The organism is Pseudoalteromonas sp. H105, from assembly GCF_001469215.1.
Taxonomy (GTDB): Bacteria; Pseudomonadota; Gammaproteobacteria; order Enterobacterales; family Alteromonadaceae; genus Pseudoalteromonas.
Window position 1 is genome coordinate 428,719 of the sequence record NZ_LOFH01000002.1, and the last position, 12,490, is coordinate 441,208.

Here is a 12,490-nt window from a genome sequence, read left to right on the forward strand (position 1 = left end):
CAAAATTCATTAGAATGAAGGTATAAACCACGCAGCATATTAAAAGGAAGGCTCACTGTGAAATCTCAAGACCCAACAACCTCAAAAACTTTCAATAAAACAGCATTGATAGCTGAAGGGGGCGGTCAGCGAGGAATTTTTACAGCAGGTGTGCTTGATGCATGGCTTGAGCATCAATACGACCCATTCGACCTATTTATCGGCACATCAGCAGGTTCACAAAACCTCACGAGTTTTTTAGCACGTCAAAAAGGCTATGCTAAACGCCTTATTCGTGGTTTATCACGTCATAAACAATTCTTTCAACTTGGCAGAGGGCTTCTTGGTAAAAGTATTGTGGATCTTGATTGGTACTTTGATAAAACGACTGAGCTTAACCGTGCCCTGGACTTTAAAACGGCTAAAACAAGTCTAGGTAATAGAGAATTACTGATCACAGCTACAAATTCACGTGATCGTAAACCCTACTTTTTAACCCCAACTGGTGAGGGTAAGCAATGGCGAGACTTACTTAAAGCTTCAAGTGCTTTACCTTTTCTATATAAACAAGGTGTTAGATTAACGCCTTGGCTTGATAAACCCGCTGCAAATGAAGCATCAGAGTGCAGAGAGTGTACTTTTACGAATGATGATTTCTTTTTAGATGGTGGGCTAGCTGCGCCGTTGCCTGTTAAAGAGGCCTACAATCGTGGTGCACGCAAGATAGTTGTTATTCGCACAGTCGATGCTAGTTTACCGGTGCAATCAGCATGGGTAAATAAATTGAGAACGTTTGTATGTGCATCAGGCTATTGCCCTAAAACCATCGATTATTTATTACAGCATGAACAAGCTTATTTGGATGAACTCAAATTTATTGAAAATCCACCTGAAGATGTCGAAATAATCCAAATTTTTGCTGAAAGTAAATTACACAGCAAATTACTCGGCAGTACTAACAGTGATTTACGAAACGATTATAAATTAGGTATAGCTGCAGGGAATCAATATTTAATTGAGCAATACCAACAAACACAGACGGATCAAGCTCTGTATGGTTAATGCCTATTAATGAACAAAATGTTATGCAAAGGCCTTGTGTATTTTCTAAATAAAGATAAAGTGAATGTAGTTAAATATTCTTAAATAAAGAATTTATATTCTCTTTTTGTTTCATAAAAATAATAAAGGCAAAGTATGTTCGATTTGATAGTAGGCACCATAAATAATTTTTTGTGGGGTGAAGGGCAAATACTCATTTACATCTTGTTGTTTACGGGTATCTGGTTTTCAGTGCGTTTAAAGCTTATTCAAATCTTAAAATTTAAGCACATGTTCTCATTATTGCGCGGTAGCACTAAGTGCAATAAAGATGAAGATGATATTAGTTCATTTCAGGCACTTTGTACTGGCTTAAGTGCTCGTGTAGGAACCGGTAACTTAGCTGGAGTTGCCGTTGCTATCTCACTTGGCGGCAGTGGTGCAATTTTTTGGATGTGGATGATTGCCATTTTAGGGATGGCCACCGGCTTTGCCGAAAGCGTATTAGGGCAAGTGTACAAAGTACGTGATAGTAACGGCGAATTTAGAGGCGGGCCAGCCTATTATATTCAACAAGGTATTGGCAGCAAAACACTCGCAATCGCCTTTGCTCTGTGTTTATTCTTAGGTTATGGCTTTACCTTTAGCGCAATGCAAACAAACACCATAACCGATGCATTAAATTACGCGTTTGAAATTCCAACCTTTTATTCTGGCATTGTTATTACTATTCTTGCGGGGTCAATTATACTCGGCGGCTTTAAAGCAATTGCCCGTTTTGCAGAGCGCGTTGTGCCCATCATGGGCATTGTGTTTGTATTAGCCGCAGTGATCATAACCGTTATAAATATCAGCGAAGTACCTGCAATGCTCAAAGATATCTTTTTATCAGCATTTGGATTACAAGAAGCGGGTGCAGGAGCTATGGGCGCAGCCATTAAAAACGGCATACAACGTGGGCTTTATTCAAACGAAGCGGGCGCGGGTAGTGTGCCCCATGCATCAGCAAGTGCAACACCAATTCCAAACCACCCCGTTACCCAAGGTTATATTCAAATGTTAGGGGTATTTTTCGACACCATAGTGTTGTGTAGTTGTACTGCGGTGATCATATTACTAGCTGATATAAATATTAGCGGAGAAATGGAAGGTATACGCCTAACGCAAGAAGCCATGACCGCGCATTTAGCGCAAGGCGGCGTGTATTTTGTTGCTGCAGCCATTACTTTATTTGCCTTTACCTCGGTTGTTGCAAACTACGCCTATGCTGAAAGTAACCTGCATTTATTTAAACTCGATAACAAACTCGGGCGCGGTATTTATACTTTGTTGTATTTATCAATGATGATGTGGGGCGCATCGGCTACATTAAAAGAAGTATGGTCATTAGCTGATGTAGCACTTGGCTTAATGACTGTCGTTAATGTAATTGCTATTATAATATTAACGCCAACAATATTAGCTGTAACTGCTGATTATAATAAACAAAGGTCGCAAAACGCAGAGCCAGAATTTAACGCAGATAAGGTTAAAATTCAGGGTAAAACAGAAAAAGGCATTTGGCATTAATCCATAATAATAAGTTTTAATTTGCATAACTATGCACTTTAAACGCTAAAAAAAACTAAGATATTGAATGATTGAGATACATGCAGGCAAAACGGCTGCAAGAATAATAAACGAACAAGGCTTAAAACCTGAGCTATTTAGATCATTTTTAGGCGCAAGCGGTGGGCCAAAATGGTTTACTTTATTTGGTTTAGATAAATACCTATTTGGTGAATTTTTTAAAGGTAGAACACAGCAATTAAACTTAATTGGTTCATCTGCCGGTGCTTTTCGTGCAGCCTGTTTTTCACAAAACGATCCAGTAGCGGCCATAACTCGGTTAGCAAAATCGTACAGTGAAACTCGTTACTCAACCAATAAACCAACCCCAAAAGAAATAACTCAAAAAGCTCGCGCCTTACTTGAAGAGGTTTTTGGTGATAACGGCGTTACTGAAATAATCAATAACCCTGTGTTTAAATCACATTTTATTGTAGCAAAATCAAATGGCTTAGTAGCAAGTGAGCAAAAAGCATTACAGTTATTGGGCTTAACCAAAAGTTATTTGAGTAATCGCGTACATCGCCGATTTTTAACCAAGCAATATGGAGCGTTTTATATATCAAGCACCAAACAGTGATTTAACTATTAAAGATAGTTATAAATTTAAAACCACACAATTAGATTTAACCGCTGATAATTTAAAAGATGCATTATTAGCATCGGGTTCAATACCTCTTGTAATGCAAGGCATAAAAAATATCGCCGGCTCACCACCTGGTATGTACCGCGACGGCGGAATCATTGATTACCACTTTGACTTAAAGATAAATAACCCAGGTTTAATTTTATATCCACACTTTAACTCAACGCCAAAAGCAGGGTGGTTCGATAAAACTTTAAAACGTAATGTCGCCCCTGAAAATTACGATAACGTAGTCATGATTTCACCATCGCAAGAATTTGTCGCGGGATTACCTTATGGAAAAATCCCAGACAGAACCGACTTTACCGATCTCGATGCCGATACTCGAATTAAATACTGGCGCACAGTATTCAGCGAAACCGAAAAACTAGGCGACGCATTTGATAGAAATCTGAACGTTAACAATAAAAAAATACGATTAATTGAATAGTACAGAAGATTAGATTTACAACTTATTAACAGCCCATAAATTACGGTACGTAATATTAAAGAAAAGGGCGAAAAGCCCTTTTTTATTAATAGTTTAATGTTGCTGTCAGTTGTGACAGTTTGGCAGCGTGTAATCTATATTTCGTTTCTTAGTTGTACTTTTAAAAGGTGTATATCTCTTGAAATTGCATTAACTCTTGAGCGTAAAACATGAATTTCATCATCTTCAAAAACAACATTAACATTATTTCTGAAAAGCATTTCATAATATGAAACAAAGCTAAAATACGAATTAAAAATTGAATTTACACTTTCTTCCAATTGAGGAAAGTATAATCCAGTTAATGTTTTAATTTTATTATTAATAGATATACTTGCATTTGGCACATTCAAGGAGGTTTTCTCGAGCATTGCATGATATGTTTTAAAAGCTTCTGAATTCCAAACTTCTAAGTTGTCATAAAGTTCTTCTGCTTTCTGCAAATAAATTTCTTTTCTCTTTTCTTCCATTTGAAACTTGTGCTGTTGTTCCATTCGTTCTTTATTCTGAGAATTAGTGTAAACAACACCTATAAAGGTGAAAATTGAACCAAATAATGCAGCTACAGGGATAGCTTTGATAAGTTCTTTAGTAATTTCTACTTCCATTATTAACTTCCTATATTATGAAGTTGTTATCTACTCTTCCGGTTGCATTTTGCACAATATGGTACATTTTTACCATTCACTTTATACCAATACCTGTGAGCATTAACTGTTAAATATTTCCCGCATGAATAACAGTTATGTAAATCGGGACGACTGTTATAAAAAATAATTGCTATAAAAATAGCAATTGAGCCTAATATAAATAAAATTATATTAATACCTTCTTCGTTCATATTAACTCCCTGTTCTTTGAGATATTTCACCAATTATATCTAAAAGTTGGCTTTGTAGGTCAGATAAATATACATCATGTGTCTTATTTTGCTCTTTAAGTGTTTTATACATGGATTCATGTTCCTTTGCTGACCACTTATAACGGTGTACGAGTTGAACATCAGATGGTTTAACTTTTCCCCAAGGCGTAGACATAACATTGTCATGATAGGAAATTCTACAATCTGCCCATGGGCCAGTTGGAGGTAAGTAACCGCGATGCATTATTGAGATCAACTTCTCTATTGGTTTAGATGCTTTATTTGCTTTTACGTACCGCCTTACCTGACGTTCACTAACACCTAGTTCTTTAGCTCCTTTTGCATAGTCATAGCCGAATAATGACACAAACTGCAATTTAAAGTTTCCCATTGTGATTTACTCCTTTATTAAAAATCACAATGCGAACTTGGCATAGGTGTTAATTTTCGCTCCCCCCCTATTAGTATACGGGGGGAGGGGTGTTAATCTCGGCTTCGTCATTATCTGAATTTCCGTAATTGTTTATCAAGGGCGCAAGCGCGGGCTATGTGAAACTAAGTAAATGGTTTGCGCTGCGCTTGGTAACGACCGACTAGCAACAATGCTAAATTTATATCTGTGTTCGGTCTACATGGCTAAAGCCATAAGTAATAGGTTCGTACACTCGGCTAGTCACTGGTACGTGATAATTGTATTAATTATTACGTACCAGAATCAAAAGTACGTAATAAGTTACGTACCACTAAATAGCCTTTTTCATACGACCAGTTTTAACACTTCGAGCCATAAAGGGAATATGGTCAGGGTTATCGATTAAGAAATCTATCATCTGTTTAATTTCAACTTCTGAATCATCTGGTATCCAAAGGGTAACTTTCTTTAACCCTCTATCTCTTTGTTTCTTTTCGTACTTTTGATTTCTAGTCATAGTGTCACCAGTGACGGGTATTAGATAAATGTATATAGATTAAACAAGCCGCTACGCTCAGGCTTCGCTTGGCGGCTTGTTATAAATCTAAATTGATGATGTGAAAGCGAATGTATTTTCATTTGAATCATCAGAATTTTGTGGTGATGGTTGGGAATATGGGTTTGGGCTACAAAAAGCGCGATACGCAAAGTCGGTTTTTGACTGCCTAATAATGACATTACAAGGACTAAAATACTGGATACTAAAGCCCATGCTCGCCAGTTCGTAAGAGTCGATACTAAAATTACCATATTTATCTGTTATAAATTCAAAGATAAATTCACGATGCGTTCGGTCTGGCCGCTTTACTTCTTGAACCCCAGTAACAAAAATATCAGTCGCGCCATAGGGTAAACCTACAGAAATAGGTTGACCATTAAGAACCTGAAAAGCAGCATTATCAGGATTAGGACTACTATTTTTTTGAGTATCGACCATACCCACTTTAGTGGTTTCTTCGACACTTTCCATAGCGCTTTCATGACTGGTGAAATACCATATCCAATACAGTATGCACAAAAAGACCAAAGTAATTGGAAGGGCAAAAACAGGATTGTGTAAGAGATTTTTACCCTGTCCTTTTGTAATACCTCCGGTAGCCGTTGACTTGTAGCACTTGTGTACTTCGATTGGGATTTTCTTCCAGACGATAGTACTCGATTTGTTTGGGGTTTTACCGTCAAGTTTTGGGTTGTGCTCGAAGATTCGCGGTCTTCTGTTGTAGTAAGGGATTGATGCGAGTCCATCAAAGTATTTGTGAGAATAGGCGTATTGGCTGACGTTTCTAATGTATTTGTGGACTGAGGTAATATCTGGGGTACAGACGATAATATCCCAATTGTATTTTCGGTGTCGCATGTAACACTCTTTGAGTGTTTTGGGGTAAATAATGTGGCCATGTTCGTTAAATAACTCCCTTCCTAAATCATCAGTATCACCACTTGTTAAGTTCTCAGGTTTAAACTTTTCAAGTTGTTCATAGTGGTATTCGTACCAGTGAACGGGTATCAAATCTTTGTAATTATCGATGTGTTTATAGTTACAGCTTTCGGGTTTAAACGTTGCTTCAGTTGGGTAAACGTCTTGCACTTCATCAATTAAAACTAATGCGCCTGTTGGCATCCAGTGATACCAATTACGCCATAGTTGTTGGCCTTCTTCGTTTTGTGATGATAAGCGCCAAAGCTGGGCTGACTCTGGAAAGGTTTCTTGAAGCTCGGTTTCAATTTCTTCAAGCGGTAAAATACCCTCGATATTGGTAACAACTAAGCGGCCTTTTCTGAGGGCTGGTAACACTTCGAACCATGTAGCGCTGGCAGATTTGAAAGAACCTGGCGCACCATGAAAAATTGATGAAGCCATATTATATAAACCTCAAAACATAACGAGCGACTAATGCTTGAATAATGATATTAACACCATCAAAAAAGCGCATATCAACAAGTGCTGCTTTTACATCTTGTGGTAAAGCATTTGAAGCAGAGGTAACTTTTGAGGCAATTTGAAAGTTTTCCAGAATGGTTTTTGCAACTGACCAAGCGAGTTTAATCGCTTCGAGTTCCGCAGCAATTCGCATAAGAGTCCACTTTTCTACAATATAAGCCAACGCTCGTTCAAAGAAACTTGGTACATCATCATCAAGGAAAGACCAAATATCAGTGAAATAATCTCCTACTTTTTGGGCGAAATTAGCAAGCCCTGTCGGTTCATCCGCTGCGATAGCGAGCATAGGTATGAATAAGAAAATAAGGAATAGCGTTTTAAATTTCATATTATGGCCCTAGTAATATGTAGAGAGCAGTTAAGGAAGCAACGAGTAAAATGGCAGCAGCAATCATTTGAAAAAACTCCGATAAACGACCAAGCCCCATGTCAACTTCAACACCTTTTATGGTGACCATTCGTTCTTCATAACCACCACCAAGCGCGGGGTTAATGTCAAAAAGAGCCTTTGTTTCACTTTCTATTTGGTCAAAATAGTCTTTAAGTTCGATTTTTTTATCGTCAATTTCTTGTGTAACTTCTGCTAAATCAGCATCGGTGAATATACCATTCAGGCCTTTATCGGGGTTTTTCCTCGTTGTTTTAACATCAAATTTATCCTTTTTTGTATTTTTCTTGATGTCTTCTAGTAGAGAATTCCCTTTATCTTGCCCGCTTTTCAATCTCTTTAAGGTGTTATTGCCGTTACCGATTTCATCTTTTATTGCTGCCAATAATTCATTGGATGTTTGAGTTTCTTCGGCCATTCTATCGAGTCGTTGTTCATGTGATTCGATACCATCGAGCATATTATTATTAATAGCATCTAAGTTATCGTTCACTTGGTTCATCGCTTCTAACACCTCGGTTTTGTCCGTATTATCTGTGTCTTCTGGGTCAGGCCTGTCTTCTGGGTCAGGCGTTGGGTTTGGGTCTGTCGGGTCTTCTGGTTCAGGGTCAGTTGGGTCATCAGGTTCAGGTTCTGGATCAACGGGGTCTTCTGGTTCAATTGCACAAGTAGCTGGTTCTTGAGAGCCATATGAAACGGGCATGTAATAACCGCCGTCATCACCAGTCTTTATTTTACATTGAGTACCATCAGGGTTATTAAAACAAACTTCACGACTACCACCACCCGTACCAAATATAAAGGGGTCATTATCTGTTGGTGCAGGACAATTATCATCAGGGTCGGGTTCTGGTTCTTCACCATCATCATCTAATGGTTCACCACAAAACATGGGTGGTGAGCTTGGCTCTGTAGGTTGAGGAATTTTAGGAACACCTATTTTATGTTTTGGAAAATTTGTAGGTGGACACTCATGTTTCCAGTCAGTTGATATTAAACGACCATTATATTGACCGTTGCTGGTTTTGATTCCAGATTCAACACCAAAGGTATCGCAATCCCCATATCTACAATTTACATAGTCTAATGACCATTTGTTAGGAGTATCAAAACTTATATTGGAATAAGTTGACCAAAAGCCATCAGAAACTTTTCTATCCGCGTAAGCTATAACAAGGGGAAGCCAATATTCCTGACAAGCACCAACACTATTAAATTGAGAAGTTATAATCGGTTTATAGTTGTTATCTACTGTGCATTCAAATGTATATGAAGGTGTAGACTCTGGTTCTACTAAAGTATCAGGATTATGAATTGCTTTAGAGTATGGAACAAAAAAAGCGCTACTAAGCGCCAATAAAAATATTAGTAATCGCATGTAAGCGCCTTTGAGGAAAGGGCGGTTTTACCCGCCGTTGTTAACTGGTTCTTACGCCACTGGAAAATCCTTCAACGAAGCACCAGACCAGAAATGACGCAAGACCAATTGAAGTAACCATCTTAGTTACGCATTTTTGATAAAATCATACCAATACAAAAACCTACAGCCGCCACTGTAATTAAAATTGTTACTACGGCGGTATAGTTAGTTGTTGCATCAGCACCAGCCGCATCAATTGCCGCAGTATGGTCAGCAGCAAATGCAGAAGCAGAACCAAGAGCAGAAGTAATTAAAAGGCCAGCTTTAGCGCGTTTTGAAGCTAAGATATTTTTTACGTTATTCATGTGTATTTCCCTGTAGGGTTAAGTTTTACCCATAGTACGGACGACACGACCAATACCATGAGCAGTTACAAAAGCGACTAACGCCGCCGTGTTAATTAAGCCGAAAGTGGCTAGGTCAAAAGCAAACAATTCATTAAGAACGTTTACTAAATTTTGTTGTTGAAGCTGTTGAAATTCAGCTTGTGTCACCATCACAAAATCACAAACACCTGTAACGGCTTTTAGTGTTTGGTCTGGTTGGATAGCGACACATTGAGCCATTGCTATTTCACCAATTGAACATCGGAAACGATGTTTCGAGACATGTTTCGCGCATCTGGTTGAAGTGTTAAATCAACTTCACAAATGCCATGCTCAGCGGTAATTGCTTTGAATTTGTTGTAAAGCGTTTGGTCTTCAAGCATTTCGACGCTCTTAGGTTCGAAGCCACATTTTTGAATATTGTGGTCGCCTTGAATGTAATCTTGCTCAGCTACTAAGTAAGAGATAGACGAAAAAGAGTAGGGTTTAGCTGCACCTGATTTACTCGATACGCCGCGGCCCATAGCCGCAGATAATAAAATTACTTTCATGTTGTTAACTCCATTTGGTTGGGTGGGGTAATACAGGCCTGATTAATAGAGTCGGGTATATCCCAAGGATTTAGGCCTTTGGTTAAACGATTAATAATTTCATCACTTGTAAGTTCTTGTATGTGATGAAGGTAATTTACAAACTTGCTATAAGACTGAATGCAGTAGCGTTCTAGTCTCTCGGCCACAAGCGCACCGTTGTGTTTTCTTTCTCTACTCGTAGTTCTGATTTCAAGACGTTCAGCAGTAATAAAATCAAAAGCGGGATAGGCAGCAGCAAAAACGGCATCGGTATTGAGAAGTGCATCCAAGGAGATAACACGGTCAATACTCCTAAGCTCAAGCTCAGCACGAACCCAATTAGGCTGAGATTCACTTTGCATTTGCTTTCCTTTTTCATACATTCGCGCCATTTTTCCATTTTTGCGACTCCCTACATAAAGAGTATTTCCGCCATTGGCTATGCAGTCATAACGTTTTTGCCAACCGTGCTTTTTCTTCCATTCGGCCTGTTGTTCAGCAGTTAATTTTTGTAGTTCACCCGTCTGAATAAAAGAGAAAGAGGGCGCTTGGTTGGTTTTACAAAAGCCGCCTTCTTCTAAATTTTGGAAGTAATCAAACACGGTTCTATTGCCTTCGTAATCATCGTAAGCAATATCTAAACGGGTGATTTTTACGTTAGGCATTTTCTTTAACATGGTATGTAATTTAGGAATATCTAAGCCAGCGCAACCAGTACCAGAAAATGAAACCATGACACCGCCATTGTTAGCACCCCAAGCAATCACACCTGAATTTACATCGTGACGGTAAAGCGTTGCAGACTTTTCATAAGTGAACATACCGCCTGTGTTATTACGGTATGACCAGCTCAAGGTATCGCTTGTTAAGCGGTCAGCTTTAGTTGCAACTTCGGTGTTCATTAAGTGCATGAAATGTGAAATATCACCTTCAATTAATGAGGTTAGTGTTTTATAACGCTTTGTTTTTCTTACTACATTTTTAAGAAAGTGTGTACGTTCTTCATTCGGTATCTGTTTGATTGAACTGTAATTTTTATAGCGTTTATTGTTTTCAAACAGCTCATCGTAGTAGTAATCAGAGCTAAAATTAACGGTTTCAGTTACGTCAATTTCGAGGTCATCGGTTGCATTTTGGTCGAACATTTCAGCGCATAACATGGCGTTATAAGCCTCTTTGTAAGAGTTAAAATCGCCATTTCCAAAGGCTAATTTTGCGTCAAAACGTAAGCGAGCAACTTCATCAGGACAAAAAACAACCGTTAAATAATCGATTTTCGTTAGGTTTTGGATAGGGTTTTTAGCGTTCTGGTTCATAGTCAAATGCTCCAGAATCAAACAATTCTTGCCAATTATTGTCATCTACATCAATAATTTCAAACGATTCACGGCCACAGTAATCAATGCAAAATGCCATTGCCTCTGCGCGTGAAGAATACATAAGCGGGTGTTCAATTTTATTGAAACCTAGTGCGTATTCTTCGATGCCTGAAATGTATTGAAGGTAGAATTTCAACTTAGAATCCTTGTTATAATGACTAACTGTCATTCTTGAATGTTTTGAAGTCTAGCTATCATCATTGACAGTTGTCAACTTTTTATTTATCAAGATTGACAGTTATAATTAACTTAGCGAGGAGAAATGCTATGAACTTTAGTTACGAACTAATTGAAAAATATAAAAATTTCATGGGTTACAGTCAGGACAAACAAGTTATTTCTGACTTTGAAGAATTTAACTCAGGGAATATGTCTCAAATCAAAAAGGGTACGCGTCATTTAACGGCGAACCAATGCATTTTTATGGCTAATACTATTGGTATGGATCAAAAAGAGGCTTTATTGAAGCTTGCTATTGAAAAATCAAAATCTAAGGAAGAAGGCAAAATTTGGTCTGATATTGTAAAAAAGATTAGTGCAGCATGTGTAGCGCTAACACTAGTTGCAGGCCTAGCAAACGCTCCAACTGAGGACGCATTTGCGTAATAGCGATAGCCCATAAATTACGTTATGTTAAATAGGGTGTGTTAAATTAAAGTGGGCGCAATTACACGAACTAGCCCACTTTTAGAAGGGTTTTAAAGGCTTAATTTAGCTCAGAATCTACCCAAAATTTAGTGCCTTTTAATACAGCTTGTAATGCAAGGCCATTTTCGGTTAAAGAATACACTGTAACTTGATCTGCAATGGCTTCAGCAGATATAGCTTCCCCTTGATTTTGGTATTTTGCGGCTGCATCTGCATTCCCACCAAAGGCCCAGCCATTTTCAATAAAGCGATTAATTGCGTCTTGATTATGAAAAACCATAACAACATTAAAGTCTTTAACACCTAAACCAAGCCCTAAACCGGCTTCCCCCATATTCATGTAAGTAGACTTTCCAGTAAGGTTATTTTTTACCACACCGTAACCACCACCAAAACTGGCAAGTACAACATTTACATTGGCGTTATCAAATACAGCATAACCAGCAGAACCTGCAATTTGCTGTTTCACATCAGGCTTTTGTGTATATAATTTAGCTAACGTATCTGCACGCATGTTTTGTACTAAATTACGTTTTTCATTTGGCGAAGCGCTACCCGTTGTGGCACACCCAGACAAAACTAAAGTTAGTGTAATTAAACTTAAAACAATTAAATTTTTCATATGCTTTCCTTGAGCACCACCGGACAATAGCAAAACTAAACAGCAGTTTGCATTTGTTTAATGTCCAATACTAGACAGTATCGGACTTAAATATTAAACTGTAACTAATTTATTTT

Annotated in this window: 15 protein-coding genes and 1 pseudogene; 4 read left to right on the forward strand and 12 right to left on the reverse strand. The window is 38.1% G+C overall.

Features of this window, described 5'->3' with window-relative positions; all coding sequences use genetic code 11:
* Positions 1-57 precede the first annotated feature (57 nt).
* The 3 genes and pseudogenes from ATS75_RS05410 to ATS75_RS05420 all read left to right on the forward strand — a co-directional run bounded on the left by ATS75_RS05410 (position 58) and on the right by ATS75_RS05420 (position 3,704).
* Positions 58-1,041, forward strand: coding sequence for a patatin family protein (locus ATS75_RS05410; RefSeq protein WP_058559408.1), 984 nt, complete (start codon positions 58-60; stop codon positions 1,039-1,041).
* Positions 1,042-1,176: 135 nt separating this feature from the next.
* On the forward strand, positions 1,177-2,589 hold the full coding sequence (locus ATS75_RS05415; RefSeq protein ID WP_058559409.1) for an alanine/glycine:cation symporter family protein: 1,413 nt from the start codon (positions 1,177-1,179) through the stop codon (positions 2,587-2,589).
* 67 nt (positions 2,590-2,656) lie between these two features.
* Positions 2,657-3,704, forward strand: a pseudogene (locus ATS75_RS05420) (patatin-like phospholipase family protein).
* Between the two features lie 134 nt (positions 3,705-3,838).
* Here the strand turns inward: ATS75_RS05420 and ATS75_RS05425 are convergent.
* The 11 genes from ATS75_RS05425 to ATS75_RS05475 form a co-directional block, all read right to left on the reverse strand.
* Complete coding sequence (locus ATS75_RS05425) at positions 3,839-4,351, reverse strand: hypothetical protein (RefSeq protein ID WP_058559410.1); 513 nt, start codon at positions 4,349-4,351, stop codon at positions 3,839-3,841.
* 234 nt (positions 4,352-4,585) lie between these two features.
* Positions 4,586-4,996, reverse strand: a complete 411-nt coding sequence (locus ATS75_RS05430) for a hypothetical protein (protein ID WP_058559411.1) — start codon at positions 4,994-4,996, stop codon at positions 4,586-4,588.
* Between the two features lie 352 nt (positions 4,997-5,348).
* Positions 5,349-5,534: a hypothetical protein gene (locus tag ATS75_RS05435; protein WP_058559412.1), complete on the reverse strand. Its 186-nt coding sequence runs from the start codon at positions 5,532-5,534 to the stop codon at positions 5,349-5,351.
* A gap of 87 nt (positions 5,535-5,621) precedes the next feature.
* Positions 5,622-6,938 (reverse strand): zonular occludens toxin domain-containing protein, encoded by a 1,317-nt coding sequence (locus tag ATS75_RS05440; RefSeq protein WP_058559413.1) that lies wholly within the window; start codon positions 6,936-6,938, stop codon positions 5,622-5,624.
* 1 nt (position 6,939) lies between these two features.
* Positions 6,940-7,347 (reverse strand): DUF2523 family protein, encoded by a 408-nt coding sequence (locus ATS75_RS05445; protein WP_058559414.1) that lies wholly within the window; start codon positions 7,345-7,347, stop codon positions 6,940-6,942.
* Position 7,348: 1 nt separating this feature from the next.
* Positions 7,349-8,785, reverse strand: coding sequence for a hypothetical protein (locus ATS75_RS05450; RefSeq protein ID WP_058559415.1), 1,437 nt, complete (start codon positions 8,783-8,785; stop codon positions 7,349-7,351).
* A 122-nt stretch (positions 8,786-8,907) separates the two neighbouring features.
* Positions 8,908-9,132, reverse strand: a complete 225-nt coding sequence (locus ATS75_RS05455; RefSeq protein ID WP_058559416.1) for a hypothetical protein — start codon at positions 9,130-9,132, stop codon at positions 8,908-8,910.
* Between the two features lie 18 nt (positions 9,133-9,150).
* Positions 9,151-9,393, reverse strand: coding sequence for a hypothetical protein (locus ATS75_RS05460; RefSeq protein ID WP_058559417.1), 243 nt, complete (start codon positions 9,391-9,393; stop codon positions 9,151-9,153).
* A gap of 2 nt (positions 9,394-9,395) precedes the next feature.
* Complete coding sequence (locus ATS75_RS05465; RefSeq protein WP_058559418.1) at positions 9,396-9,704, reverse strand: hypothetical protein; 309 nt, start codon at positions 9,702-9,704, stop codon at positions 9,396-9,398.
* A complete protein-coding gene (locus ATS75_RS05470) occupies positions 9,701-11,041 on the reverse strand; it encodes a replication initiation factor domain-containing protein (RefSeq protein ID WP_058559419.1) in 1,341 nt (446 codons plus the stop codon). Before ATS75_RS05470 ends, ATS75_RS05465 begins: the two co-directional genes overlap by 4 nt.
* The gene (locus ATS75_RS05475; RefSeq protein WP_058559420.1) at positions 11,025-11,240 is read right to left on the reverse strand and encodes a hypothetical protein; all 216 of its coding nucleotides are present in this window, start codon (positions 11,238-11,240) and stop codon (positions 11,025-11,027) included. Before ATS75_RS05475 ends, ATS75_RS05470 begins: the two co-directional genes overlap by 17 nt.
* A 131-nt stretch (positions 11,241-11,371) precedes the next feature.
* On the opposite strand from ATS75_RS05475, the gene ATS75_RS05480 reads away from it, so the two are divergent.
* Entirely contained in the window at positions 11,372-11,710 is a 339-nt protein-coding gene (locus tag ATS75_RS05480) for a DUF3693 domain-containing protein (RefSeq protein WP_058559421.1), read from the forward strand.
* A 100-nt stretch (positions 11,711-11,810) separates the two neighbouring features.
* Here ATS75_RS05480 and ATS75_RS05485 read toward each other — a convergent pair whose 3' ends face one another.
* Complete coding sequence (locus ATS75_RS05485; RefSeq protein ID WP_058559422.1) at positions 11,811-12,374, reverse strand: YSC84-related protein; 564 nt, start codon at positions 12,372-12,374, stop codon at positions 11,811-11,813.
* Positions 12,375-12,490: the final 116 nt, after the last annotated feature.